General features: G+C 73.0%; 25 protein-coding genes. 14 read left to right on the top strand and 11 right to left on the bottom strand.

Features of this window, described 5'->3' with window-relative positions; translation table 11 throughout:
• The first annotated feature begins 45 nt into the window (after positions 1-45).
• From ICC28_RS12485 to ICC28_RS12475, 3 genes are all read left to right on the top strand, one after another.
• The gene (locus ICC28_RS12485) at positions 46-585 is read left to right on the top strand and encodes a DUF2269 domain-containing protein (RefSeq protein ID WP_188288563.1); all 540 of its coding nucleotides are present in this window, start codon (positions 46-48) and stop codon (positions 583-585) included.
• A gap of 28 nt (positions 586-613) precedes the next feature.
• Complete coding sequence (locus tag ICC28_RS12480) at positions 614-1,690, top strand: YihY/virulence factor BrkB family protein (protein WP_188288562.1); 1,077 nt, start codon at positions 614-616, stop codon at positions 1,688-1,690.
• 97 nt (positions 1,691-1,787) lie between these two features.
• Positions 1,788-5,162 (top strand): pyruvate carboxylase, encoded by a 3,375-nt coding sequence (locus ICC28_RS12475; RefSeq protein ID WP_188288561.1) that lies wholly within the window; start codon positions 1,788-1,790, stop codon positions 5,160-5,162.
• Positions 5,163-5,227: 65 nt separating this feature from the next.
• Here ICC28_RS12475 and ICC28_RS12470 read toward each other — a convergent pair whose 3' ends face one another.
• Positions 5,228-5,863 (bottom strand): class I SAM-dependent methyltransferase, encoded by a 636-nt coding sequence (locus tag ICC28_RS12470; protein ID WP_188288560.1) that lies wholly within the window; start codon positions 5,861-5,863, stop codon positions 5,228-5,230.
• Positions 5,864-6,012: 149 nt separating this feature from the next.
• Here ICC28_RS12470 and ICC28_RS12465 point away from each other — a divergent pair, with 149 nt between their 5' ends.
• On the top strand, positions 6,013-7,725 hold the full coding sequence (locus ICC28_RS12465; RefSeq protein WP_188288559.1) for a hypothetical protein: 1,713 nt from the start codon (positions 6,013-6,015) through the stop codon (positions 7,723-7,725).
• An 8-nt stretch (positions 7,726-7,733) separates the two neighbouring features.
• Here the strand turns inward: ICC28_RS12465 and ICC28_RS12460 are convergent, their stop codons facing one another.
• The 3 genes from ICC28_RS12460 to ICC28_RS12450 form a co-directional block, all read right to left on the bottom strand.
• A complete protein-coding gene (locus ICC28_RS12460; protein ID WP_188288558.1) occupies positions 7,734-8,312 on the bottom strand; it encodes a hypothetical protein in 579 nt (192 codons plus the stop codon).
• 110 nt (positions 8,313-8,422) lie between these two features.
• A complete protein-coding gene (locus ICC28_RS12455) occupies positions 8,423-9,679 on the bottom strand; it encodes an MFS transporter (protein WP_188288557.1) in 1,257 nt (418 codons plus the stop codon).
• The gene (locus ICC28_RS12450; RefSeq protein ID WP_188288556.1) at positions 9,676-11,040 is read right to left on the bottom strand and encodes an MBL fold metallo-hydrolase; all 1,365 of its coding nucleotides are present in this window, start codon (positions 11,038-11,040) and stop codon (positions 9,676-9,678) included. Before ICC28_RS12450 ends, ICC28_RS12455 begins: the two co-directional genes overlap by 4 nt.
• Positions 11,041-11,117: 77 nt before the next feature.
• Here ICC28_RS12450 and ICC28_RS12445 point away from each other — a divergent pair, with 77 nt between their 5' ends.
• From ICC28_RS12445 to pgm, 3 genes are all read left to right on the top strand, one after another.
• On the top strand, positions 11,118-11,795 hold the full coding sequence (locus ICC28_RS12445; protein WP_188288555.1) for an ArsR/SmtB family transcription factor: 678 nt from the start codon (positions 11,118-11,120) through the stop codon (positions 11,793-11,795).
• A 514-nt stretch (positions 11,796-12,309) separates the two neighbouring features.
• The gene (locus tag ICC28_RS12440; RefSeq protein WP_188288554.1) at positions 12,310-12,873 is read left to right on the top strand and encodes a spore germination protein GerW family protein; all 564 of its coding nucleotides are present in this window, start codon (positions 12,310-12,312) and stop codon (positions 12,871-12,873) included.
• A 138-nt stretch (positions 12,874-13,011) separates the two neighbouring features.
• Positions 13,012-14,652, top strand: a complete 1,641-nt coding sequence (pgm, locus tag ICC28_RS12435; RefSeq protein ID WP_188288553.1) for a phosphoglucomutase (alpha-D-glucose-1,6-bisphosphate-dependent) — start codon at positions 13,012-13,014, stop codon at positions 14,650-14,652.
• A 130-nt stretch (positions 14,653-14,782) separates the two neighbouring features.
• On the opposite strand, the gene ICC28_RS12430 is transcribed toward pgm, so the two are convergent.
• Both ICC28_RS12430 and ICC28_RS12425 read right to left on the bottom strand, forming a co-directional pair.
• Positions 14,783-15,562, bottom strand: a complete 780-nt coding sequence (locus ICC28_RS12430; RefSeq protein ID WP_188288552.1) for an SDR family NAD(P)-dependent oxidoreductase — start codon at positions 15,560-15,562, stop codon at positions 14,783-14,785.
• Positions 15,559-16,206, bottom strand: coding sequence for an NADPH-dependent F420 reductase (locus ICC28_RS12425; protein ID WP_188288551.1), 648 nt, complete (start codon positions 16,204-16,206; stop codon positions 15,559-15,561). Before ICC28_RS12425 ends, ICC28_RS12430 begins: the two co-directional genes overlap by 4 nt.
• A 182-nt stretch (positions 16,207-16,388) precedes the next feature.
• Between ICC28_RS12425 and ICC28_RS12420 the strand changes: the two genes are divergently transcribed.
• Positions 16,389-17,225, top strand: a complete 837-nt coding sequence (locus ICC28_RS12420) for an NAD(P)H-binding protein (protein WP_188288550.1) — start codon at positions 16,389-16,391, stop codon at positions 17,223-17,225.
• 120 nt (positions 17,226-17,345) lie between these two features.
• On the opposite strand, the gene ICC28_RS12415 is transcribed toward ICC28_RS12420, so the two are convergent.
• Positions 17,346-18,341 carry an RNA-binding protein gene (locus ICC28_RS12415; protein WP_317454001.1) on the bottom strand — a complete coding sequence of 332 codons (996 nt, stop codon included), beginning with the start codon at positions 18,339-18,341 and terminating at the stop codon, positions 17,346-17,348.
• Between the two features lie 47 nt (positions 18,342-18,388).
• Here ICC28_RS12415 and ICC28_RS12410 point away from each other — a divergent pair, with 47 nt between their 5' ends.
• Positions 18,389-19,153 carry a hypothetical protein gene (locus ICC28_RS12410; protein ID WP_188288549.1) on the top strand — a complete coding sequence of 255 codons (765 nt, stop codon included), beginning with the start codon at positions 18,389-18,391 and terminating at the stop codon, positions 19,151-19,153.
• 211 nt (positions 19,154-19,364) lie between these two features.
• Here ICC28_RS12410 and ICC28_RS12405 read toward each other — a convergent pair whose 3' ends face one another.
• The 3 genes from ICC28_RS12405 to ICC28_RS12395 all read right to left on the bottom strand — a co-directional run bounded on the left by ICC28_RS12405 (position 19,365) and on the right by ICC28_RS12395 (position 20,906).
• Positions 19,365-20,117, bottom strand: a complete 753-nt coding sequence (locus ICC28_RS12405) for a carbonic anhydrase (RefSeq protein WP_317454000.1) — start codon at positions 20,115-20,117, stop codon at positions 19,365-19,367.
• Positions 20,118-20,216: 99 nt separating this feature from the next.
• On the bottom strand, positions 20,217-20,357 hold the full coding sequence (locus tag ICC28_RS12400) for a barstar family protein (RefSeq protein ID WP_188288547.1): 141 nt from the start codon (positions 20,355-20,357) through the stop codon (positions 20,217-20,219).
• A gap of 129 nt (positions 20,358-20,486) precedes the next feature.
• Positions 20,487-20,906 (bottom strand): winged helix-turn-helix transcriptional regulator, encoded by a 420-nt coding sequence (locus ICC28_RS12395; protein WP_188288546.1) that lies wholly within the window; start codon positions 20,904-20,906, stop codon positions 20,487-20,489.
• 81 nt (positions 20,907-20,987) lie between these two features.
• Between ICC28_RS12395 and ICC28_RS12390 the strand changes: the two genes are divergently transcribed.
• The 4 genes from ICC28_RS12390 (at position 20,988) to ICC28_RS12375 (ending at position 23,851) form a co-directional block, all read left to right on the top strand.
• The gene (locus ICC28_RS12390) at positions 20,988-21,818 is read left to right on the top strand and encodes an NmrA family NAD(P)-binding protein (protein ID WP_188288545.1); all 831 of its coding nucleotides are present in this window, start codon (positions 20,988-20,990) and stop codon (positions 21,816-21,818) included.
• A 180-nt stretch (positions 21,819-21,998) separates the two neighbouring features.
• Positions 21,999-22,355 (top strand): hypothetical protein, encoded by a 357-nt coding sequence (locus tag ICC28_RS12385; protein ID WP_188288718.1) that lies wholly within the window; start codon positions 21,999-22,001, stop codon positions 22,353-22,355.
• A 67-nt stretch (positions 22,356-22,422) separates the two neighbouring features.
• Positions 22,423-22,815, top strand: coding sequence for a MerR family transcriptional regulator (locus ICC28_RS12380; protein ID WP_188288544.1), 393 nt, complete (start codon positions 22,423-22,425; stop codon positions 22,813-22,815).
• Between the two features lie 19 nt (positions 22,816-22,834).
• Positions 22,835-23,851 carry an NADPH:quinone oxidoreductase family protein gene (locus ICC28_RS12375; RefSeq protein ID WP_188288543.1) on the top strand — a complete coding sequence of 339 codons (1,017 nt, stop codon included), beginning with the start codon at positions 22,835-22,837 and terminating at the stop codon, positions 23,849-23,851.
• Positions 23,852-23,969: 118 nt separating this feature from the next.
• On the opposite strand, the gene ICC28_RS12370 is transcribed toward ICC28_RS12375, so the two are convergent.
• The gene (locus ICC28_RS12370) at positions 23,970-24,869 is read right to left on the bottom strand and encodes an HAD family hydrolase (RefSeq protein ID WP_188288542.1); all 900 of its coding nucleotides are present in this window, start codon (positions 24,867-24,869) and stop codon (positions 23,970-23,972) included.
• A 275-nt stretch (positions 24,870-25,144) separates the two neighbouring features.
• Between ICC28_RS12370 and ICC28_RS12365 the strand changes: the two genes are divergently transcribed.
• Positions 25,145-25,324, top strand: coding sequence for a hypothetical protein (locus tag ICC28_RS12365; protein WP_188288541.1), 180 nt, complete (start codon positions 25,145-25,147; stop codon positions 25,322-25,324).
• Positions 25,325-25,366 lie beyond the last annotated feature (42 nt).

Genomic DNA, 25,366 nt, shown 5'->3' with positions numbered 1-25,366 from the left:
CGCCGTCAGACGCCGTGACGGGCGCCGTCCTGGAGCGTGGGTCGGGTGAATCTCAGCCGACCCGCGCGCCGGGTTCTCGTCGTCGTTCATGTCGTCGCCTCCGCGAGCTGGCTCGGGCTCAGCCTCGGGCTGCTCGCGCTGGGGATCACCGCGGCCACCACCGCGTCCCCGGCGGCCACCGAGGCCTCCGTACGGGCCATGAAGCTGTTCGCCGACTGGCTGCTGCTGCCGGTCGCCGCGCTGACACTGCTCAGCGGTCTGGTACTGGCCCTCGGCACGGCGTGGGGGCTGGCCCGGCACCGGTGGGTGTACACGAAGTTCTGGCTGACCCTGGCCACGACCGCCGCCACGGCCTTCGCCCTGCGCCCGGGCGTGAACGAGGCGGTCGCCGCGACCGCGGCCGGCGGGCCGCTGCCCGACGCCGGGGAGGTGCTGTTCGGGCCGGTCGTGTCCCTGACCGCCTACGTCTTCATGACGGCGATCTCCCTCCTCAAGCCCTGGGGCTTGACCCGCCGCGGCCGGCGGCTGCGCGCCGCGTCCGCGCGCGGCCCGGCTCGCGCACGGAACGCGACCACCGACGCGTAGGCGCCGCCCGGCGGGCTACTCGGAGGCCATGACGCGCCTCGGAAAGCCCCGCGAGACCGGCGAGGAGCCGGAGCGGTACGGCCCCGACGAACAGGTGGAGGAGCGGGCCCCGGACACCCCGTCGGACCTGCCCCGCACCTCGTGGGGCGCCGTGCTCAAGGGGAGCCTGCGGGAGTTCAAGGACGACGAGCTCGCCGACCGCGCGGCCGCCCTGACGTACTACGGCGTGCTCTCGCTGTTCCCGGCCCTGCTGGTGCTGGTGTCCCTGCTGGGCCTGGCCGGGGAGTCGACGACGGACAAGGTGCTGGACAACCTCCGGCAGCTCGCCCCCGGCTCGGCCCGCGACATCATCACCCGGGCGGTGGAGCAGTTGCAGGGGAACGCGGGCACCGGATCCGTCATGGCCCTCGTCGGCCTCGTGCTGGCGCTGTGGTCGGCCTCCGGCTACGTGGCTGCGTTCATCCGGGCCTCCAACGCCGTCTACGACATCCCCGAGGGACGGCCGGTGTGGAAGATCCTGCCCGTCCGGCTCGGTCTGACCGCCGTGCTGACGGTACTGGCCGTGGCGAGCGCGCTGATCGTGGTCTTCACCGGCGGCATCGCCCGGCAGGCCGGTACCGCGCTGGGCATCGGGGACACCGCGCTGACGGTGTGGTCGATCGCCAAGTGGCCCGTCCTGGTCGTCCTGGTCACGATCATGATCGCGATCCTGTACTGGGCCAGCCCCAACGCCAAGGTCAAGGGCTTCCGATGGATCACCCCGGGCAGCCTGCTGGCCCTGCTGATCTGGCTGGCCGCCTCCGCGGGCTTTGCGTTCTACGTCGCCAACTTCGCCTCGTACAACAAGACCTACGGCACGATGGCCGGCGTGGTCGTCTTCCTGGTCTGGCTGTGGATCAGCAACCTGGCCATCCTGCTGGGCCTGGAGTTCGACGCCGAGGCGGTCCGTCAGCGGGCGATCGCCGGGGGCCATCCGCCGGAGACGGAGCCGTACACCCAGCCGCGCGACACCCGGAAGTGGAGCGAACAGGACCGGCGCCGCATGGACGAGGACACGAGGACCGAGGTCCGGTCCCGGCCGGACCGGCCCGCGCCGGAAGAGTGAAGTGTGCCTTCCGCCCGCTCAGTGGCCAGGTTCACATGGCGTTGCCGGGGTACCCCCGACACCATGGTGGCCTCACCGGCAGGCGAAGGGATCAAGGATGTTCCGCAAGGTGCTGGTCGCCAACCGCGGCGAGATCGCGATTCGGGCGTTCCGCGCGAGCTATGAGCTGGGCGCGCGAACCGTCGCCGTCTTCCCGCACGAGGACCGCAATTCCCTGCACCGGCTGAAGGCCGACGAGGCCTACGAGATCGGTACCCCCGGGCATCCGGTGCGGGCCTACCTCTCCGTGGAGGAGGTCGTCGGCGCCGCGCGCCGAGCGGGGGCGGACGCCGTCTACCCCGGCTACGGCTTCCTGTCCGAGAACCCCGAGCTGGCCCGGGCCTGCGAGGCCGCCGGCATCACGTTCGTCGGGCCGAGCGCGGACATCCTGGAGCTCACCGGGAACAAGGCGCGGGCGGTGGCCGCCGCACGGGAGGCCGGCGTGCCCGTGCTGGGCTCCTCCGCGCCCTCCACCGACGTGGACGAACTCGTGCGGGCCGCCGAGGAGATCGGGTTCCCCGTCTTCGTGAAGGCGGTCGCGGGCGGCGGCGGCCGCGGCATGCGCCGCGTCGAGGACCCCGCCCAGCTCAGGGAGTCCATCGAGGCGGCCTCCCGCGAGGCGGCCTCCGCGTTCGGCGACCCCACCGTCTTCCTGGAGAAGGCCGTCGTCGAACCCCGCCACATCGAGGTGCAGATCCTCGCCGACGGCCACGGCGACGTCATCCACCTGTTCGAACGCGACTGCTCGGTCCAGCGCCGCCACCAGAAGGTGATCGAACTCGCGCCCGCCCCCAACCTCGACCCCGCGCTGCGCGACCGCATCTGCGCCGACGCCGTCCGCTTCGCCCGGCAGATCGGCTACCGCAACGCGGGCACCGTGGAGTTCCTCCTCGACCGCGACGGCAACCACGTCTTCATCGAGATGAACCCGCGCATCCAGGTCGAGCACACGGTCACCGAGGAGGTCACCGACGTCGACCTCGTCCAGGCGCAACTGCGCATCGCGGCCGGCCAGACCCTCGCCGACCTCGGGCTCGCCCAGGAGACGGTCACCCTGCGCGGCGCCGCCCTCCAGTGCCGTATCACCACCGAGGACCCGGCCAACGGCTTCCGCCCCGACACCGGACGCATCAGCGCCTACCGCTCGCCGGGCGGCTCGGGCATCCGCCTCGACGGCGGCACCACCCACGCCGGTACGGAGATCAGCGCGCACTTCGACTCGATGCTGGTGAAGCTGACCTGCCGCGGACGGGACTTCACCACCGCCGTCAACCGGGCCCGGCGTGCCGTCGCCGAGTTCCGCATCCGCGGTGTCGCCACCAACATCCCGTTCCTGCAGGCTGTCCTGGACGACCCCGACTTCCAGGCCGGGAACGTCACCACTTCGTTCATCGAGCGGCGGCCGGGGCTGCTCACCTCGCGCCAGTCGGCCGACCGGGGCACGAAGCTGCTCACCTTCCTCGCCGACGTCACGGTGAACCGGCCCCACGGCGAACGGCCCGAACTGGCCGACCCGCTGGCCAAGCTGCCCCCGCTGCCGGAGGGACAGCCACCGGCCGGCTCGCGCCAACGGCTCGTCGAACTCGGCCCCGAAGGCTTCGCCCGCGCCCTGCGCGAGGCCCCGACCATCGGCGTCACCGACACCACCTTCCGCGACGCCCACCAGTCCCTGCTCGCCACCCGCGTCCGCACCAAGGACATGCTCGCCGTGGCCCCGGTGGTCGCCCGCACCCTTCCCCAGCTGCTGTCGCTGGAGTGCTGGGGCGGCGCCACCTACGACGTCGCCCTGCGCTTCCTCGCCGAGGACCCCTGGGAACGCCTGGCCGCCCTGCGCGAAGCCGTGCCAAACATCTGTCTGCAGATGCTGCTGCGCGGCCGCAACACCGTCGGCTACACCCCGTACCCCACCGAGGTGACCGACGCGTTCGTGCAGGAGGCCGCGGCCACCGGCATCGACATCTTCCGCATCTTCGACGCCCTCAACGACGTCGACCAGATGCGCCCCGCCATCGACGCCGTACGCCAGACCGGAACGTCCGTCGCCGAGGTGGCCCTGTGCTACACCTCCGACCTGTCCGACCCGAACGAGCGGCTCTACACCCTCGACTACTACCTGCGCCTGGCCGAGAAGATCGTGGCCGCGGGCGCCCACGTCCTGGCCGTCAAGGACATGGCGGGCCTGCTGCGGGCGCCGGCCGCCGCCACCCTCGTATCCGCCCTGCGCCGGGAGTTCGACCTGCCGGTGCACCTGCACACCCACGACACCGCCGGCGGCCAGCTCGCCACCTACCTGGCGGCGATCCAGGCCGGCGCGGACGCCGTGGACGGAGCGGTGGCCTCCCTGGCCGGCACCACCTCGCAGCCGTCGCTGTCGGCGATCGTCGCCGCGACCGACCACTCGGCGCGGCCGACCGGCCTCGACATCCAGGCCGTCGGCGACCTGGAGCCGTACTGGGAGAGCGTCCGCAAGGTCTACGCCCCCTTCGAGGCGGGCCTGCCCGCGCCGACCGGCCGCGTCTACCACCACGAGATCCCCGGCGGACAGCTGTCCAACCTGCGCACCCAGGCCATCGCGCTCGGACTCGGCGACCGCTTCGAGGAGATCGAGGCCATGTACGCGGCGGCCGACCGCATGCTCGGCCGCCTGGTGAAGGTCACCCCGTCGTCGAAGGTGGTCGGCGATCTGGCCCTGCACCTGGTGGGCGCGGGTGTGGCACCCGAGGACTTCGAGCAGAGCCCCGACCGGTTCGACATCCCCGACTCCGTCATCGGCTTCCTCCGCGGCGAACTGGGCACCCCGCCCGGCGGCTGGCCCGAACCGTTCCGCACCAAGGCCCTGCGCGGCCGCGCCGAGGCCAAGCCCATGGCGGAACTCACCGCCGACGACCGCGCCGGACTGGTCAAGGACCGCCGCACCACCCTCAACCGGCTGCTGTTCCCCGCCCCCACCCGCGAGTTCGAGGCACACCGCCAGTCCTACGGCGACACCAGCGTCCTGGACAGCAAGGACTTCTTCTACGGGCTGCGCCCGGGCAAGGAGTACGCCATCGACCTCGAACCCGGAGTGCGGCTGCTGATCGAGCTGCAGGCCGTGGGCGAGGCCGACGAACGCGGCATGCGCACGGTGATGTCCTCCCTCAACGGCCAACTGCGGCCGATCCAGGTCCGCGACCGGTCGGCGGCCTCGGACGTCCCCGTCACCGAGAAGGCGGACCGCGCCAACCCGGGCCATGTCGCGGCGCCGTTCGCGGGCGTGGTGACCCTCGCGGTCGCCGAGGGCGACCAGGTGGCCGCCGGGGCGACGGTGGCGACCATCGAGGCGATGAAGATGGAGGCCGCGATCACGGCCGCCAAGGACGGCACGGTCGCCCGGCTCGCCATCAACCGCGTGCAGCAGGTCGAGGGCGGCGACCTGCTGGTGGAACTCGCCTGAGCGGACGCGGACGCAGACCGGGGAGCGGGGCCGGGCGCACACGGTGTGCCCGGCCCCGCCGCGTCTCACGCCCGGCGGCAGAGCAGGAAGAGATGCGGCTCGGGACCGGCGTCGGGATGGCTCGGGGTGAACATGACGTTCTGCCGCTCCTCCACGGACAGCCCGGCCGCCTCGACGACGGCGACGAGGTCCGCCTCGCTGAAGCTGGTCGCACGGACCGGCCGCCCCATGAAGACGACCTCGACGTCCTCCACGTCCGCGGGCACCGTGGCCAGCACCAGATGCCCTCCCGGCTTCAGCGCCCCGGCCAGCCGCCCCACCACCGCCGACTGCTCCTGGCGTGACATCTGCAGCAGCGAGAAGAACACGCAGACCCCGTCGAACGAGGCCGGATCCAGCGGGAGTTCGCGGATGTCGGCGAGGCGGAAGGAGGCCTCGGGCACCTGCAGGGCGGCGAGGTCGACCATGACGGGGGAGACGTCGACCCCCAGCACGCTGTGCCCGGCGGCGGCGAGCGTGGCCGCGGTGGGCCGCCCGGTGCCGCTGCCCACGTCCAGCACCCGGGCTGCGGGCGGCAGCCGGTCGAGCAGCCACCGCAGTGCGGACAGATGCGCCGGGGCGTGGGCGAACGCCTTCTCGTAGTCGGCGCCCAGCGCGTCGAACAGGACGGCGGCGGGCGGCTGTTGGCTCTCGTGCGTCACGTCGGCTCCCCTCAAGTCTGCGACGACACAGATCGTAGGCCGCCGTGCGGTTCCGCAATCCGGGTGGCGAGCCCGCTATGGGCTCCCCAGGCGCGCCCGGGCCCGCCATGATGGGACCTCGGACGGGGAATGGGCCGGTTCGTCCGGTGATGCCCCGAAGGCGGCCGACGAAGGACGGAACAGTGGACGACTACACCTACGACCTGGGCTCCCACAGCCGCCGTGTGACGACCGACTCCGCCGAGGCCCAACGGTGGTTCGACCGCGGCCTGGCGTGGACCTACGGCTTCCACCACGAGGAGGCGGTCGCCTGCTTCGAGGCGGCGACCGCCGCGGACCCCGACTGCGCGATGGCGCACTGGGGCATCGCCTACGCCCTGGGCCCCAACTACAACAAGCCGTGGGAGTTCTTCGACGACGAGGACCTCGCCCGCACCGTCGAGCGCACCCACGCCGCCGTCGAACTCGCGCACGAGAAGGCGAAGGCCGGGTCCACCCCGGTCGAGCAGGCACTGATCTCGGCCCTGCGCGACCGCTACCCGCAGGCCGAGGCCGTCGAGGACTGCGCCGTGTGGAACGAGCCGTACGCCGAGGCGATGCGGGCCGTCCATGAACTGGCCCCGCACGACCCCGACATCGCGGCCCTCTACGCCGACGCGCTGATGAACCTCACCCCCTGGCAGCTGTGGGACCTGCGCACGGGGCAGCCCGCCGAGGGCGCCCGCACGACGGAGGCCAAGGCCGTCCTGGACGCCGCCCTCGCCACCGACGCGGGCAGCCGCCACCCCGGCGTCCTGCACTTCTACGTCCACCTGATGGAGATGTCCCCGACCCCCGAGGCCGCCCTGCCCGTCGGGGACCGCCTGCGCGGCCTGGTGCCCGACGCCGGGCACCTCCAGCACATGCCGTCCCACCTCGAAGTCCTCTGCGGGGACTACCGGCGGGTGGTGTCGGACAACACCGCCGCCATCGCCGCGGACGAGAAGTTCCGGGCGCGGAAAGGGCCGTTGAACTTCTACACCCTGTACCGGGCGCACAACCACCACTTCAAGATCTACGGCGCGATGTTCCTCGGCCAGTACCGCACCGCCCTGGAGACCGCGGCCCAGCTCGAAGCCGCGATCCCCGAGGAACTGCTGCGGGTGCAGAGCCCGCCCATGGCCGACTGGCTGGAGGGCTTCCTCGCCATGCGGGTGCACGTCCTGATCCGCTTCGGCCGCTGGACGGACATCCTCGACCTCCCGCTGCCCGCCGACCCCCGGTTGTACTGCGTGACGACGGCGATGCTGCACTACGCGCGCGGTGTCGCGTACGCCGCCACCGGCCGCGTCCCGCAGGCGGAGGAGGAACGCCGGCTCTTCCGTACCGCGTGCGCCCGCGTCCCCGGCACGCGCATGCTGTTCAACAACACCTGCGCCGACATCCTCGCCGTCGCCTCCGCCATGCTCGACGGCGAACTCGCCTACCGCAAGGGCGACCACGCCGCCGCCTTCACCGCCCTGGAACGGTCCGTCGCCCTCGACGACAACCTCCCCTACGACGAGCCCTGGGGCTGGATGCAGCCCACCCGGCACGCCTACGGCGCCCTGCTCCTCGAACAGGGCCGGGTCGCCGAGGCGGAGGCCGTCTACCGTGCCGACCTCGGCCTGGACGACACCCTCCCGCGCGCGCTCCAGCACCCCGGCAACGTGTGGTCCCTGCACGGGCTGCACGAATGCCTGGTACGGCTGGGCAGGACGGGGGAGGCGCGGATCGTGGGGCAGCAGCTCAGGTTCGCCACGGCCCTGGCGGACGTACCGGTGGAGGCGTCCTGCTACTGCCGCCTGGAGGTGAACGGCGAGGACGGAGGCGGGTGCTGCTGAGGCGCCGGTCAGTGCCCGTAGGGCGGCTCGAAGCAACCCGTCTCCGGATACGGGCCGCCCGCCCGCACACCGTAGGCGGCCTCCTGCACCACGCCCGTGACACAGGCGTCCTCGTGGACGCGCAGGGCGACCAGCGCCCCCTCGTCCGTGACGTAGCGGCCGTCCTCGTAGCGCGAGAACAGCTCCCGGACGGTGAGCGACCCGCCGAGCCGCTCGCCGTCCTGCGCGACCCGCTCCTCCTCGTAGCCGAGCCGGAGCAGCTCCGCCCGCACGGCCGAAGGGTGCCACTTTCTCTCCTCCCACAGCCGCTTGAGGACCGGCCGGAGGCGGTCGGCCTCCCGCTCGGCGTCCTCCGCGTGAGCGGCGGACATCGTGCCGGGCCTGCGGTAGGCGTTGTTCTCGTCGTGGTGCGGAGCGCCGTCGCCCGCCCCCGGCTCCACGTACGGGGAGGCTCCCGCCGCACTGGGCGTGGGCGACGCGGCTGCACCCGCCGACGCCTGTCCGCAGGCGGTGAGGGCCACGACGGCGGCCAGCGCGAGACCGACGCCCGCAACAGGGGTTCGGCGGAGAGGCGTTGAGCGACACATGGGACGGAGTCTGCCAGCGGATCGGGCGGTCCGAACGGGGTGTTTCGCGGGCGAGAGGTGAGTACGCGTACTCAGGACAGGGCGGCCCGCAGCGCCTGCGCGACACCGCTTCAGGCCACCGGCCGGCGATCCGTGATCCACCAGGCCGCGAGCACCCCGGACCCGGCGGTGAGCACGGCCGCCGCGACCACCGTCGCGTTCAACCCCACCGCATCCGCGAGCACGCCCGCCACGAGCGCCCCCACCGCGTACCCGATGTCCCGCCAGAACCGGTACGTCCCCAGGGCGTTCGCCCGCCACCTCGGATGGGCGTGGTCGGACACCGAGGCGATCAGGGCCGGGTACACCATCGCCGTACCGATGCCGAGGACCACGGCCGAGGTGACACCGGCGAGCAGAGGGCGGTCGAGGAGCACGAGGGCGAGGACGAAACCGGCGGACTGGACGAGCATGCCGGAGACGATGAGCGGCTTGCGGCCCAGGCGGTCGGCGAGGTGGCCGGTGGGGATCTGGCCGATGCCCCACAGGATCGGGTACAGGCCCTTGATGAGGCCGACCGCGGCCAGGCCGAGGCCGTGGTCGGTGAAGAGGAGCGGGAAGACACCCCAGGTCAGGCCGTCGTTGAGGTTGTTGACCAGACCGGCCTGGCTGGCTCCGCGCAGGGAACGGTGGTGCCAGGACGTCCGGGCGAAGGTGGCGGCGAGGCCGGCGGCCGGGCCGGTCGGCGGCGAGTGGTCCGTGTGCCGGGCGAGTTCGAGCGCCACATGGGCCGCGGTGTCGCGGACCACGAGGGAGAGCGCGAGGCCCGCCACGACGAAGACGACCCCGATGAGTTCGGGGGCCGGCCGCAGACCGTAGGCCGTGGCGAGGTACCCCGTGAGGAGCGCCGTGGCGCCCACGGCGGTGTAACCGGCCGCCTCGTTCAGGCCCGTCGCCAGCCCCCGGCGCGCCGGACCCACGAGGTCGATCTTCATGTTGACCGTCATCGACCAGGTCAGGCCCTGGTTGAGGCCGAGCAGCACGTTCGCGGCGACGATCCAGCCCCAGGACGGCGCCCACGCGAGCGCGAACGGCACGGGGACGCCGATCAGCCAGCCGGCGACCAGGAGTTGCTTGCGGCGGAACCGGGCGGTGAGCGCCCCGGCGGCGAGATTGGTGAGCGCCTTGGTGAGACCGAAGGCGATGATGAACGAGAAGACGGCCAGGTCGCTGGTCAGGCCGAACACGTCCGTGCCGATCAGCGGCACGGTGGTGCGTTCCAGGCCGACCAGGCCGCCGACGCAGACGTTGACCACGACCAGCAGCGCGAACTGCGCCCGGTTCTCCCGCAGTCCGAGCCGGACTCCGGTGTCGGCGGTGCTGCTCACCGGGGATCGCCCTCGGCGAGGGTGAGACCGTGCGCGGCGGCGTACCCGCGAGGGCCGCCGTCGAGGACCGTCAGGCCCGTGCGGCCCGCCCGTTCCAGGACGGAGGCGGCGGTCATGGCCCGCTCGCCGTGCCCGCAGGCGACGACCGCCCCGTCGGGCACGTCGGCGGCGCGCGGGGCGAGCGTGCCCAGTTCGAGGTGGAGCGCACCGGGGACGTGCCCGGCGGCGAACTCGGCCTCCTGCCGGACGTCCACGTACGCCGTTCGCGGCGCCCGGTCCGCCGTGACGAACGCGGTGGCCGACTCCGGCAGTCCGGCCGCCCGCCAGGCGGCCATGCCCCCGGCGAGCCGCCCGGCGAGCCGCTCGTAGCCGATCTTGTACGCCTGCCAGACGATCTCACTCGGATCCTGGCCCTCACCGGTGACGAAGGCGATGCGTGCCCCGTCCGGCAGGAGCCAGCCCAGCCAGGTGGCGAACTGGTCGCGCAGCGGGATCGACAGCGAGCCCGGGATGTGGCCGGCGGCGTAGTCGGCCGCCGGGCGCACGTCGACGACATGGCCGCCGTCGGTGAGGAGCGCACGGAGCGCTGCGGCATCGAGCGCGGGCAGCGTCGGCGCCGCCGTGAGGACGGCGGGGCCGCGCCGGTTGGCCTCGGCGAGGCGGTCGAAGTACGCGGGGTACGTGCCGAGGCTGCCGAGCAGGCGGCGTACGAAGGTGTCCTCGTCGGGGGCGGCGAGCAGCGGGTTGGACCGCTTCTGGGCGCCGATGGTGGTGGTCCGCTCGGCGCCGGGCGGGGCCGAGCAGAACGAGCCCGCGCCGTGCGTGGGCCACACCGCGGTGTCGTCGGGCAGCCGGGTCAGCCGCTCCAGGGAGCGGTACTGCGCGCGGGCCAGTTCCTCCGTCCGGCCGGGGCCCAGCAGGTCGGTGCGGGCGGCCGAGTCCACGATCAGCGAGCCGCCCGTGAACACCCCCAGCTCGCGCCCGCCGTCCAGCAGCAGGAAGGACAGGTGCTCGTCGGTGTGCCCGGGCGTGGCCAGCGCGCGCAACGTCAGCCCACCCAGATCGACTTCGTCGCCCTCCACCAGACCCCGGTGCGCGAACTCGCGCCCGCCGGCGGCGGAGGCGAGCACCGTGGCCCCGTGCTCGTGGGCGAGGCGGAGGGCGCCGGAGAGGAAGTCGGCGTGCAGATGGGTGTCGGCGGCGAACGCGACCCTCAGCCCACGCCGCTCGGCGGCCGCGTGCAGGGTGCGCAGGTCGCGGCTCGCGTCGACGGCGAGGGCGCGTCCGTCGCCCAGGTCGACGAGGTAGGCGCTGTTGCCCAGCCCTTCGTCGATCAGCGGAATCAGAGGGTCGAAGCCCACGGCAGCCTCCCGGGCAGGGCGAGTGGTCACGGCTCTTGCCGTCGACTACAATATTCCATGGATTTATGGAGGATGTCATGCCGGAGACCACGACCCCCCACGCGAAGGCCCAGCTCTACGACGCCTTCGCCGTCAGCGGCAAGGCGCTGGCCAGCGGAAAGCGCCTGGAACTGCTCGATCTGCTGGCGCAGGGCGAGCGGACCGTCGACGCCCTCGCGAAGGCGGCGGGGCTGAACCTGACCACCGCCTCGGCGCATCTGCAGACGCTCAAGCAGGCCGGGTTCGTCGCGACCCGCCGGGAGGGCGTGCGCATCCACTACCGCCTCGCCGGCGACGACGTGGCCCAGCTGTTCGCCCTGCTGCGCAAGGTCGCCGAGCGCCACCAGGCCGCCGTCCCCGCCGCCCGCGACGCCTACCTCGGCGGCGACGCGGCGACGGAGGTCACCCGCGAGGAACTGCGCGACCGGGTCGCGGCCGGGAACACGGTCGTCCTGGACGTACGCCCCCGGGAGGAGTACCTCGCCGGACACATCCCCGGCGCCCTCTCCATCCCCGTCGGCGAACTGGCCGAGCGCATCAACGAACTTCCCGAGGAACTGGAGGTCGTCGTCTACTGCCGAGGCGAGTACTGCGTCCTCGCCCACGACGCCGTACGCCTCCTGACCGACCGGGGCCGCCACGCCGTCCGCCTCAACGACGGCATGCTGGAATGGCGCCTGGCCGACCTGCCGGTCGACGTGGGGGAGGCGGCCTGACCGCCCCGTACCTCCGGGACCTGCGCGCGCGCCGGGCCCACCTCGACCACGACGCTCCGACGCGGTACGGCCCGCCGCCCGCGCCGGGGTCCGGGGCCTGATCCACGTCTCCGTCTCCGTCTCCGTCGCCGTCGCGGGCGCTGCCGGTGAACTACTCCTCACCCGCACCGCAGTTCGGCCCCGACCCGCCCACCTCGCGCCGTGCGGGAGGCCGGCGTGGCGCGCCGGCCCGTGGGGTGGGCCTGACGGACCGCCAGGCCGGCGTCCAGGAGGCCGGTGACGGTACGCGCGGTGACTCCCGGCCGGCCGACGGCAGCCGTTGGGCAAGGTGAAGCGCCCTCGTCGCCGTTGAACCCGAGCCCAACGGGCGGGACTTGGCCCGGCAATTGGCCCGCCGCGGCCGGATTCCCCTTCACGGTGGTGAGCCGGTTCGATTTCCGGCCGATCCGCATCTCCCTGCCCGGTGCTGCCCATATGCTCGGCACCGCCGTGCACGCCGACCTGGAGGCCCTCGATGACCAGCCCGGACACTGCCGCCACGTCCGACGCCCTCGCCATACCTCACGCAACTGCCGTATCCGACGCCCCCGCCACGTCCGACGCAACTGCCGTATCCGACGCCTTCACCACGTCCGACGCAACTGCCGTATCCGACGCCCCTACCCCGTCCGACGCGACCGCCGTGTCCGACGCCCCCACCCCGTCCGACGGGACCGCAGCCCAAGCCTCCGCCACGCTGCTGGAGCGCCTCGCCGACAAGCTCGGTGCGCGGGCCTCCGTGACCACTGTCTTCGGTGAACCCGTCACCAGCGGCGGCGTCACCGTCATCCCGGTGGCCGACGTCGGCTTCGGATTCGGCGGTGGGGCGGGGCGCGAGATCGGCGCGGTCAAGTCGGGGGAGGGCGGGGGAGGGGGCGGCGGAGCCGGGGCGCGTGCCCGCGGCTTCATCGAGATCAAGGACGGCATCGCCACGTACAAGCCCCTGCGGGACCCGTGGGTCGACGTCGTCGTACCGGTTGCCGCACTCCTCGCGGGCGCGGTCCTGCCGCGGCTCGTGCGGCGCCGCCGCGCCCGCTGAACAGCCCGCCCCACCCGGACGTGGTTCGCAGGCCGCGGGCGGAGACAGGAAGAATGGGGGCGACGACAGACGGTCAACCACCGGACAGTCGTCCAACAGACGGTCACCCAACGGCCAACCATGCGGAGGAGCGGGCAGATGCAGCACGAGCGAGCGGGCACGGTCGCCGGACCCGAGGACCTCATCGACGTGGCCCGCCTGGTCACGGCGTACTACGCACTCCACCCGGACCCGTCCGACCCCGGCCAGCGCGTGGCGTTCGGCACCTCGGGACACCGCGGCTCGTCCCTCGCGACGGCGTTCAACGAGGACCACATCGCCGCCACCAGCCAGGCCATCTGCGAGTACCGCACGACCCAGGGCACCGACGGCCCCCTCTTCCTCGGCGCCGACACCCACGCCCTGTCCGAGCCCGCCCGGGTCACGGCGCTGGAGGTGTTCGCGGCCAACGACGTCACCGTGCTCATCGACGACACCGACGGCTACACCCCCACCCCGGCGGTGTCGCACGCCATCCTCGCCCACAACCGCTCCCGCACCTCCGGCCTCGCCGACGGCGTCGTGGTCACCCCCTCGCACAACCCGCCCACCGACGGCGGCTTCAAGTACAACCCGCCGAGCGGCGGCCCGGCCGGCTCCGAGGCGACCTCCTGGATCCAGGACCGGGCCAACGAGATCATCGCCGGCGGCCTGAAGGACGTACGGCGCATCCCGTACACGCGGGCGCTCGCCGCCTCCGGCACCGGCCGTTACGACTTCCTCGGCACCTACGTCGCCGACCTGCCGAACGTCGTCGACCTGGACGCGATCCGGGCGGCCGGCGTGCGCATCGGCGCCGACCCGCTCGGCGGCGCCTCGGTCCGCTACTGGGGCCGTATCGCCGAGCAGCACCGCATCGACCTGACGGTGGTCAACCCGCTCGCCGACCCCACCTGGCGGTTCATGACGCTCGACTGGGACGGCAAGATCCGCATGGACTGCTCCTCGCCGTACGCGATGGCCTCGCTCATCGACCAGCGCGACCGCTACCGGATCGCCACCGGCAACGACGCCGACGCCGACCGCCACGGCATCGTCACCCCGGACGCCGGGCTGATGAACCCCAACCACTACCTGGCCGCCGCGATCTCCTACCTGTTCTCCCACCGGGAGCAGTGGCCGGCGCAGGCCGGCATCGGCAAGACCCTGGTGTCGTCCGGGATGATCGACCGGGTCGCCGCGGACCTCGGCCGCCCCCTGGTCGAAGTCCCCGTCGGATTCAAGTGGTTCGTGGACGGCCTGGTCGGCGGCACCCTCGGCTTCGGCGGCGAGGAGTCGGCGGGCGCTTCCTTCCTGCGCCGGGACGGCTCGGTGTGGACCACCGACAAGGACGGCATCATCCTCGCCCTGCTCGCCTCCGAGATCACCGCCGTCACCGACCGGACGCCCTCGGAGCACTACGCGGCCCTCACCGCCCGCTTCGGCGACCCCGCCTACGCCCGCATCGACGCCCCGGCCTCCCGCGAGGAGAAGGCCCTCCTCGCCAAGCTCTCCCCGGAACAGGTCACCGCCGACACCCTCGCCGGCGAACCCGTCACGACCGTACTGACCGAGGCCCCCGGCAACGGCGCCGCCATCGGCGGCATCAAGGTGGCCACCGCCAACGCCTGGTTCGCCGCCCGCCCTTCGGGCACGGAGGACGTCTACAAGGTCTACGCCGAGTCCTTCAACGGCCCGGACCACCTGCGCCGGGTCCAGGAGGAGGCCAAGGAGGTCGTCCTGGCGGCGCTGGGCGGGTAGCCGCCGGCCGCGGTCCGGCCACGCGCGGTCCGCTGAGCCCGCCGCCGGACGAGCTGGACCGCTCACCCCGTCACCTGCTGATCGCCTCCACCGGTCGGGAATGCCACGGCACGCATGCTCCCACCCGGGTTCAGTGCACCGACAACCCGCCGTCCACGAAGATCGACTGCCCGGTGATGTACGAGGAAGCCCGGCCGGCGAGGAAGACGGCCGCGCCCGCGAAATCCTCCGCCAGGCCGTTGCGGCCGATCATGGTGCGCGCGGCGAGGGCGGCGACCTTCTCCGGGTCGGAGGAGAGGCGGGAGTTGAGGGGCGTCATGACGAAACCCGGGACGAGGGTGTTGCAGGTGACCCCGTACGGCGACCAGGCCTCGGCCTGTGAACGGGCCAGCGACTCCAGCGCGCCCTTGGAGACGCCGTAGGCGCCGCTCTGCACGAAGGCGCGGTGGGCCTGTTGCGAGGTGATGTGGATGATGCGGCCGAAGCCGCGCTCGGCCATGCCGGGCCCGAACCGCTGCCCCAGCAGGTAAGGCGCCTCCAGGTTCACCGCCATGGTGGCGTCCCACACCTCGTCGTCGAGGTCGCCCATCGGCGGCCGCAGATTGATCCCGGCGGAGTTGACGAGGATGTCGGGTTCCCCGAACACCTCCGCCGTCTCCTCCGCCGCCGCACGCACCCCCGCGCGGCTGCCGAGGTCGGCGCTCACCCACGCCGCCCGACAGCCGTCGTCCGTGAGTTCGCCGACCGTCGCCGCCAACTCGGCCTCCTTGCGCGCCACGACGACCACACTCGCCCCCGCACGCGCGAGAGCCCCGGCGACGGCCCGGCCGATGCCGGAACTGCCGCCCGTCACCATCGCCACCCGGCCGTCCAGCGAGAACAGATCGGAGAGGTACCTGTGCGAGATCATGACCGCACTGTAGGCGGCTGGCCGGAACGCGGCGGCACCACCTGGATGTTGAACGTGTGAGACCCCAGTCCACCCGCGATCCCCATGAACAGCAGAGCGAAGTGCTCCTGCCCCCGAGCGGTCGTGATGCCGCCGATGTCCAGTTGGGACGAGGGCGGCCAGCCCAGGTCGGTGAGGAGCCGACCGGCGGTCCGCTTGGCCTCGGCGTCGTCGCCGGAGAGGAAGACGGTGCTCGGCCCTGCCAGCTCGTTCGGCGCGACCATTGCGGTGGAGTCCATGGTGCACAGCGTCTTGACGACAGGGGTGAGCGGGAAGGCCTCCTGGATCTGTTCGCCCAGACTGCTGTTGGGATGGGAGAGTTCGGTGTAGTCGTCGGTGAGGCCGACGCCGACGTCGATCAGTACGGTGCCGGCCAGCGCGGGCGCGCCGAGGGAGCGCAGCAGGTCCACGGAGACGTTCCCCGGGGTGGCGTTGACGAGCACCTCCGCATGGGCGGCCGTCTCGTCGAGACCCGCCACGGGGAGACCGAGATCCGTCCGTTCCTTCGGAGTCCGGGAGCCGAGGAGGACGTCGTGCCCCGCGGCCCGCCAGCCCTGGGCCAGCGCGCGGGCGACATTGCCGGTGCCGAGTAGTCCTATACGCATGGATACGACGCTAGGCGCGACCGCACCGGCAACGGATCGGACCGAGGGCCCGGCCGAACCGGCACCAAAGTCGTAGTTCCGTCGTCCCGTTCCGCCTGCCTCCTGCTCCACTGCCCGGGCCGAACGCATGGCGGGCCGCATCGCGGACAGAAGCTGACCGCAAGTCTTCCTACAGTCGTGGCATGACGCAGACGCAGAAGATCCTTGTCACCGGTGCCACCGGAACCGTCGGCCGCCAGGTCGTCGCCGAACTGCTCGCCCGCGGCCACGCCGTCCGTGCCCTCACCCGGGACGCGGCGAAGGCCGGTCTCCCGGCCGGCGTCGAGGTCGTCGAGGGCGACCTGACCGAACCGGACAGCCTGGTCCCGGCCCTGGAAGGCGTCACCGGCCTGCACCTGATCACCTTCGGCGGCGCCTACTTCGCCCCGCTGGAGACCGGCCCGCGGATCCTGGAGCTGGCCCACGCGGCCGGCGTACGCCGGATCACCGTGCTGCACGGCGGCGGACCCACGCCGCTGGAGGACGCCGCGCGCGCGGACGACCAGGTGGACTGGACCGTGCTGATGCCCGTCGAGTTCATGGCCAACGCCCTGGAGTGGGCGGCGACGATCGTGCCCTCGGACGAGGTCCGGGAGCCGTTCGTGGACCGGCTCAGCGCCATGGTCCACGAGGGCGACATCGGCGCCGTCGCCGCGGTCGCGCTCACCGAGGAGGGCCACGGGGGCCAGGAGTACGTCATCACCGGCCCCGAGTTGCTGACCGTCGGCGACAAGGTGACGACGCTCGCCGCGGCCCGCGGCAGGGACATCTCCCTGGTCGAACTCTCCGAGGAGCAGGCCGTCGCCCAGTGGCGGGCGGCCGGCCACCCCGAGGACGTCATCGCCTTCCTCGTCGAGGCCTACGGCAACACCCCCGAGGTGGGCCGCACGGTCGTCGACACGGTCGAGAAGGTCACCGGCCGCCCGGCGCGCACGTTCCGCCAGTGGGCCGAGGAACACGCGGACGCGTTCACGGCGTAGGACAGCGGCCGGACGCGGCGGAGACCGCGTCCGGCCCACCCCGCCGGCGCGACGACGAGCTGCTCACGGGTCGGCCCCGACCGCCCGGAGACGCCCTGGTCGGCGGCCGGCCGGCAAGGCTCAGCCGCCCCAGCGGGCCCGCACCACGCCGTCGTCGTCCGGCATGACGGCGGTGAACAACGGCACACGTTCGTCGGCATACAGGGGCAGCAGCATCGCGGCCTCGGCACCGGAGATCCTGGCGGCCAGCTCGGGGAAGCCCTCCTCGTCGACGACGGCGCTGCACATACGGCCGTCCTCGTCCTGCCATACGCCTTCCACGAGGCCGTCGGTGGGAAAGGCGGCGAGGACCGCGTCGATGTCGGAGGACAGGCCCGGCCACACGGCCAGCCGCGCCCGGGGAGCAAGCCCGGCGCGAACGGCGTCGATCGTGTCGAGGGCGAGCCGGTGCCATCGCGAGGCGCCCTCGACGTACGTCTCCTCCAGGAGCCCGGTGCGGGACGCCGCGACCGCCGAGCGCAGATCGGCCCAGAAAGCGTCGTCGGCCGCTCGCCGGACGTCCTTCTCATCGGCCTCCACGTCGTACGGGGAGGCGCCCGTGCGCTCGGGGAACAGACCGAGCGCGCGGACCCGGGCCACTGCCTCCTCGCAGCGCCGACCGCTGCCGACATAGAGGTACTGGTCCCAGCCCACGTGCACCGCGAAGGTGCCCTCCACCTCCAGGCGGCACCAGGCGCCGCTGTCGCGGAGCATGAGCCGCACCAGCTCCAGACCGACGTCGAGGGGAACCTCCGCACCGTCGTGGAACCCGGACCGGCCGGTCGGGAAGAGCCCGTCCAGGCCGAAGCCCGCCAAAGGCGGCTCGACACCGAAGTGCCCGAATGACGACACCTGCGGTTCGCGTACGGCCAGGCGGTCGACGCCCGCATCGGCGGCGAACGCCGCGACCGCCGTCAGGTAGGCCGCCTCGACCTCGCCGTGATCGCTGACGGTGTCCTCGGTGCCGGTGTAGCGACCGTGCTCGTCACGGTCGGCCGGGTCGTACTTCGTGACGCGATAGACGTAGGGCAGCACCGCCCCATCTTCCAGCACGAGCACGTGGCTTACGGGGCCCACCGCCTGTTCGTGGCGAGCCGCCCCGCCCGTCCGGCCATACTGTGCGGATGGACACGCAAGCCATGGACGACGCCCGGCGGTGGCTGGCGGCGGAAGGCGTCACCCAGGTCGGCGACGACGCGTGGGCCGACCGCAATGCCCCGCAACGACGGCTCACCGCCAACGACGTGGCCCATGCGTGGGCGGGGCCGGCGATCAGCGAGGAACGGCTGGACGCCGAGGGGCGGGTACGGCTGGCGTTCGGCCTGCTGGACCTGCTCGACGACTACTGGGTCGCCGCCGAGATCAACCTCGCCGACCGGAGCCCCGACGGGCCGCTGCCGCCGACGGCACTGTGGGACGGCTACCGGCGGCGGCTGGAAGCGCCGCGGGTCGCCGACGCGGTCACATACTCGCTCTGGGTCGACTGGTTCGAGGACCGGGACACCGCCGCCACCGCCTTCGCCGAAGTACTCGGCCGCGACATCCCCCGTCTGCTCACCGACCCCTCGGAAACGCTCCTGCGCCGGGCCGCCCGAGTGCTGGAATGCTCCGGCCCGGTGCCGTGGCCGACGAAGGCACCCGCCTACGGCATCGCGGCCCGCGTCCCCGAGCTGCACCCGGCCCTCTTCAAGGGCCTGCTGGGCGGCTACCACGACGTCTACGGCGACCTCGAACCGCCCGCCGCCGTGGCCCTCCTCGCCGACCTGAACCTCCCGCACGACACCCCGCACCTCACCGAGCTGCGCACCGTACTCACGGCCGGCCACAGAAACCACCACCGCAACGCCGACGCCTGGCGCAAGGCCAAGCAGACACGGAGCCGACGGTAGGGACCGTACTCGGCTTCGAGCGGGACCACGCGTCGGCGGACGAGCGCGGCGAACCGGTGTGGCCCACCCGCACGTTGACCAGGCCGAGGAGCGAGTCAGCGTCAGGGACGACGTCCGCGCCTCCGGCGAGAGACAGCAGCGCACGGGTTCCGGTACCGACCGCCGAGCCCACGACGAGGGGGCACCGCCGGTGCTGCGGCGCCCGTGGGCCTCAGTTGACGCGGTGCACGAGCTGGTTGGTCAGCTCGTAGCGTGCCCCGACGATGGCGAGCCGACCGGTGGCCACCCTGGCCGCGAGGTCGGGTTCCGCGGCCAGACGGCCGCGGACGAGCCGTACGTTGGCGTCGATGGTCGCGTCGATCCGGGCGTCGCCCTCCTTGCCGTGGTCGATGGCGGGGCTGATCTGATCGGCGAGGTACTGGATATGGGCGGGCAACTGCGTGCCCGTCTCCTCGGCCTCGACCGCCGCGCGCACGGCCCCGCAGGACTGGTGCCCGAGCACCAGGACCAGGGGTATGTCCAGTTCGAGGACGCCGTAGGCGACACTGCCGAGCACCGCCTCGTCCAGCACCTCACCGGCGCTGCGCACGGTGAGCAGGTCACCGAGCCCCTGGTCGAAGACGAGCTCGGGCGGGACGCGGGAGTCGACACAGCTGAGGATCACGGCGAAGGGATGCTGGCCGGAGATGAGCGCCTTGCGGACGGCGGCCGTCTCGTCCGGGTGCTTCTCCCGGTACGTGCGCCAGCGCAAGTTGCCCGCCGCCAGCTCACGCAGGGCACCGTCCGGCGTGGTCGGCCGCGGACGGGTACCGCCCCCGGCGGGAAGGGCGGAAGCGGAGGAGGCCCCGGCGGAGAGGCCGACGCCGATGGCGGCGGCTCCGGTCAGGGCACCCCGCAGCAGCGAGCGGCGGGCGGGCTTCGGCTCGGCGAGGCGCGGGGCGCCCACAGCAGAATCAGAATTCACGCGCTGAACGTACGTCCGTGCGTGGGGGAGCGCTCCCCCGCCAACCCAATCCTGGTCTGGACGTGGACTGTTCATGGTGAAGTGTTGATCGTTCCTTGATCAGAATCCGTCGCGGACCCGGGCCCAGTCCACCGGAGCGTCCCAGTTGCGGCCGAAGCAGCCGGGAAAGGACAGCTGTTCGGCGAACGCGTCGAACAGCGTGTCCGCGTTCCGCAGCATCCGGCCGTCGAGGCGCACCACGCGGCCGCCCCGGCGCGTGAGCGCAGCCGTCTCGGCCGTCAGCCCGGAGCGTCATGACGGGCGAAGGCCACCCACGGCGGCCGGAGTCGGGTGAGGGAGACGCGCATGACTCGGATCCTCCCCGGCCCGTCAGCGGATGTCGTGGTCCGGATGCTCACGGTCGTAGGCCTCCCGCGCCTCGGCGATGGCGGCGCGGTTGGCCACGGACCAGTCGGTGAGGGCCTTGACCAGGTGGGTGAGGCCGGCCCCCGTCTCGGTGAGGCGGTAGTCGACCTGGGCCGGGACGGTCGGGTACACGGTGCGCAGGACGAGGCCGTCGCGTTCGAGTCGGCGGACGGTCAGGGTGAGCATGCGCTGGGATATGCCGTGCAGGGCGCGCTGCAATTCACGGAACCGGCGCGGACCGCCCGCCAGTTCGACGATCACGAGGACCGACCACTTGTCCCCGATGCGGTCCTGGACGTCCCGGATGCCGCAGTCGGGATGGTCCTCGTGTCCGCACGGGTCGAGGTCGGCGGGGGTGGTTACCCCGGTGTGCGTGGGTGACATGAAACTGCCTTCTTGTGGCGGGCGGGCGGGCGATCGACGATCAAGCGTAGTGAGCGAGACGAACCGACGACGGGGAAGAACATGACTGACACGATCCTGGTGACCGGCGCGAACGGCAATCTCGGGTCCGCGACACTCGCCGGCCTGCGCGCCCGCGACAGCGCCGCGACGGGCGGCAGCCGCACCCCCGGCGAGGGCATGCGGCACCTCGACTTCGACGACCGCGCAAGCCTCGAACTCACCGGCGTGTCCACCCTGGTGCTGATCTCCGCGGGATACGCCGAGGACGACCAGGTCGTACGCCGGCACACGGCGGTCCTGGACGCCGCCGCCCGCGACGGCGTCCGGCACGTCGTCTACACGAGCCTCGCCGGCGCAGGGGACCACCTCGGCTTCGCCCTCGCCCACCGCGCCACCGAACGCCTGCTGCGGGCGGGTTCACTGCCGTGGACGATCCTGCGCAACGGCCTCTACGCCGAACTCTTCGGCTCGCTGCTGACCTGGACCGACGACGGCCTCGAGTCCGCGTTCGGCGAGGGAGCCCTGGCCGCGGTCGCGCGCGAGGACCTCGCCGAGGCCACCGCGATCGTCGCGGCCGATCCGGCACAACACCGCGGCCGCGTCTACGAGTTCGTCGGCACGCCGATCACCGCGCAGCAGGTCGCCGACCGGCTCGGGGTCCCGCACCGCACCGTCGGCCTGGGCGAGTACCGGCGCAGGCTCCTTGAGGAGACGCCGGGCCTGCTCCCGTTCCAGCCGCCGATGCTCGCCTCGATCGCCACCGCCGTCCGGCACGGCTTCCTGGACGGCACCGCCCCCGACCTCACCGACCTCCTCGGCCGCCCGCTCCGCGATCCCCTGGCCACGGCCGCTGCCGCCGCGTCGGCCGCGCGACCGGAGCCGAGCGCATAGGGCCCGTCCGCCGGACTCGGCCCGTGCCCCGACCGACGTCTTTGTCCGGCCGTGTCCCGGGATGGGCGCCGCGCGAGGGCGCGTTGTCAGTGGCGTGCACAAGAATGCGCGGTAGAGATCAACACCGGGGCCCACACGGGTGAGCGGTGTTCAGTACTGCGCCCCGGAAAGGCCGTGCCCATGCCGCTCATCCACGATCGGGCCCCGTCCCGTGTGCGGTCCGCGATCCCGCTCGGCGGGGCCGCCGCCGATGTGCTGCGTGTCGTGTCCGACTCCCGTACGCCCGTGTTCGTCACCGCGCACGGGGACGGCCGCGTCCGGTACAGCTACTGGCGGCCGGTGGACTCGGCCACCGGCAGAGGCGGTTGCTACGTCGCCCTGCCGACGGACGTGTGCGAGGAACTGCGCCGCGGCGGGCGTATCACGCTGGGCGAGCCCGTCACCGACCCCGCGAAGACCACGTACCGGGTCAGACCCACCCGCGGCGTCCCGGCGGCCGCGACCGGCACGGCACGTGAACGGGGCCGTGCCGCATGAGGAGTTGAGGAACCTCGCAGCGCGGGAGCGGCGGAAGAGTGCGAGGCTCCCGCACGTTGCCGTAGGCATGAGGATCGGAGAGGCTTCCAGGGCCAGCGGTGCGAGCGCGAGGTCGTTGCGGTACTACGAGGACGAAGGGCTGATCGTCCCCGGCCGTCACAGCAACGGGTACCGCGACTACTGCCGGTCCACGATCGACCGGGTCCTCGTCATCCGCTCGCTGCTGGAGTCGGGGCTGCCCGTGCGGTTGATCAAAGAGGTGCTGCCGCACCTGACCGAACGGCCCGCCGCCGACCCGGACGTGACGTGCGCGGAGTTCCTCCGCGAGGTGCGGACCTACCGGGACCGGGTGGCCGCGCGCATCGCCCTGCTCTCCGAACAGCAGGCGGCACTCGACGCCTACCTCCGAGAAGCCGGGACGCCCCCCGACGACCACCACTTGACCTTGACGCACATGTGAAACTTCTACGGTGCCGCGCATGGAGATCGACGAGCAGCAGCACACCGCCACGCAGACGATGCGGGCACTGGTCCAGCGGTCGCACCGGGGCCCGCAGGACCTCACCCTCACCACCGACCGCCGCCGCCCCGCCCCGGGCCCCGGCGAGTACCTGATCCGAGTCGGCGCCGCCGGGCTGAACTTCGCCGACGCCATGCAGACCCTCGGAACCTACGGAGGCGGCCCGCAACCGCCCTACGTGGCGGGCTTCGAGGCCGCGGGCGAGATCGTGGGCGTCGGCCCGGACGTCGAGCGCCCGCTGCCGGTGGGCACGCACGTCATCGGGGCCGGACCGGGCGCCTTCGCGCAGTACATGACGATGCCGGCGGCGGGCGCCCTGCCCGTGCCGTCCGGCTGGACCGACGCCGAAGCCCTCGGCCTGGTCCTGAACTGGGCGACCGCCCTGGCCGCGCTGAAGCCGCTCGGCCAGGTCGAGGCGGGCGAAGCGGTGCTCGTGCACGCCGCGGCGGGGGGCGTGGGACAGGCCGCCGTACGCCTCGCCCGCCACTACGGCGCACGCGTGATCGCCACGGCCTCACCGGCCAAGCACGACACCGTCCGAGCCCTGGACGCCGACGAGGTCCTGGACCGCACCCGCCCCGACCTGACCGCGGAGATCACCCGCCTGACCGGCGGTGTCGACCTGGTCCTGGAATCCGTCGGACAGGCCACGTTCGGCACGAGCCTGTCGGTCACCCGGCCCTTCACCGGACGGATCGTCGTCTTCGGCGCCGCCTCCGGCGACGCCCGCCTCACCACCCACGACCTCGTCTTCACCCACCAGGTCCAGATCAAGGGCCTGCACATCGGTGCCCTGGCCACCGCCGCCCCGCACCTCCACCGCTCGCTCCTGGCCGAGATCGACGCGCTCATCGCCCAAGGCGTCTACCCGCCGGGGACCCCCGAGCTGCACCCCTTGGCCGAGGGCCCGACCCTGCTCCAGGAACTCGCCACGGGACGGACACGCGGCAAGCACGCGCTGGACCCGTGGCGGTAGCGCCGGAGCGGGAGCCCGGGGACGCCCGAGAAGCTTCGACGGACCGGCCTTCCACCGGAGTTGCGCGTCCGGGCGACCCCGCTCAAGGCCGCCGGTGCTTCAGGGACGGACGCGTCGGTCAGAGGGTGCCCTCGGCGGAGCCCTCGCCCGCCCGCAGCACGGGCGCCCACCACGGCGTCCGGTGGGCCAGCGTGTCGACGAACCCCTCCAGCACCTGGGCGACCCCGTCCTCGTCGTTGGAGGGGGCGTGATGGCGCGCGGCCGCCAGGACGTCCGGGTGGGCGTTGGCCATGGCGTAGGAGCTGCCCACCGCGTTGAGCATGGGCAGGTCGTTGGGCATGTCCCCGAAGGCGGCGATCTCGTAGCTGCCGATGCCGAGCCGGCCGCTCCAGGCGATCAGCGTCGTCGCCTTGGTGACGCGCGGCGCGCTGAACTCCACCAGCGACATCCCGGTGGAGTGCGTGGTCTCGGCGCTCGTACCGGCGATGCGGCGCGCCCGTGCGTAGAAGTCGTCGAGCGGGAGCGTCGGATGGTGGGCCAGCACCTTCAGCAGCGGCCGCCCGGGGCTCTCGGCGAGGATGTCCTCGGCCGCGCCGACCAGTTCGACGCTCCCGTCCTGGAACGACCAGCTCGGATACGTCGTCTCGTGACCGTGGGCCGCGTCGTACTCGACGGCGAAGGACACGCCGGGGATCGCCGCACGGAGGTTCTCCACGAGCCGCGCGGCCGTGAGACGGGGGATCGGGCTGGTCTGCGCGACGGCCCCGCTGGGGGCGTGGACGGCGGCACCGTTGGCGGCGATGACGACGTGCGGCCCGGTGCTCTCCAGCAGCGCCGGCACACTGCGGGGCGGGCGGCCGGTGACGAGTACCACGCGTATCCCGGCCCCCTCGGCCGCCGCCAGCGCGGCTCGCGTGCGGGACGACAGCGTCCCGTCGCTGCGCAGCAGCGTGCCGTCCAGGTCGGTCGCGACCAGCTTCGGCGGCAGGGCGGGCGGGGGGACCGGCAGGGTGGCCATGAGCGGCGGCACCTCCTGGATCGCGGGGCGAACACGTACGCACGCGTGTGCGGCGCGCATAGTGCCTCATGCCGGAGGAGAAGGGCTCGACACCCCTGGCAGCAGCGCCTGGCATATTACGGGTCGGCCGATGGTGCCGTGCGTGCCGTGCCGCCCCGCTCACCTGCCGGGCGTCGTCGCCTCGCGGACCTTCGGTGGACGGCCGTGTCGTGGGCCGCCCGGCGGTCCCCTTCCTCGGTTCGTTGCTCCGGAACCGGACGTGTGAGGGCCTGACGGTGCCGGAGCAGGGCCCGGCGATCGAGCCGGATGTCGTGCGGCAGAACGTCAGCGGGACGGTGTCCGGGTGCACGCCGACGTCGGCGACGCGACAGCCGGCCGTACGTCACGAGGCTCGCCACCGCCGCCGTACCCGCCTGCGCCGGGGCGTGCTGAGCAACGCCGCGGACCGGATGTGAACCGAGCGCCGGCCGAGGCCGTGTTCCTGGACATCCGGCAGG

The organism is Streptomyces sp. TRM68416 (assembly GCF_014596915.1).
Classification (GTDB): domain Bacteria; phylum Actinomycetota; class Actinomycetes; order Streptomycetales; family Streptomycetaceae; genus Streptomyces.
Note: the sequence above shows the minus strand (reverse complement) of the source record. Positions and strands in the feature narration are given on the sequence as shown.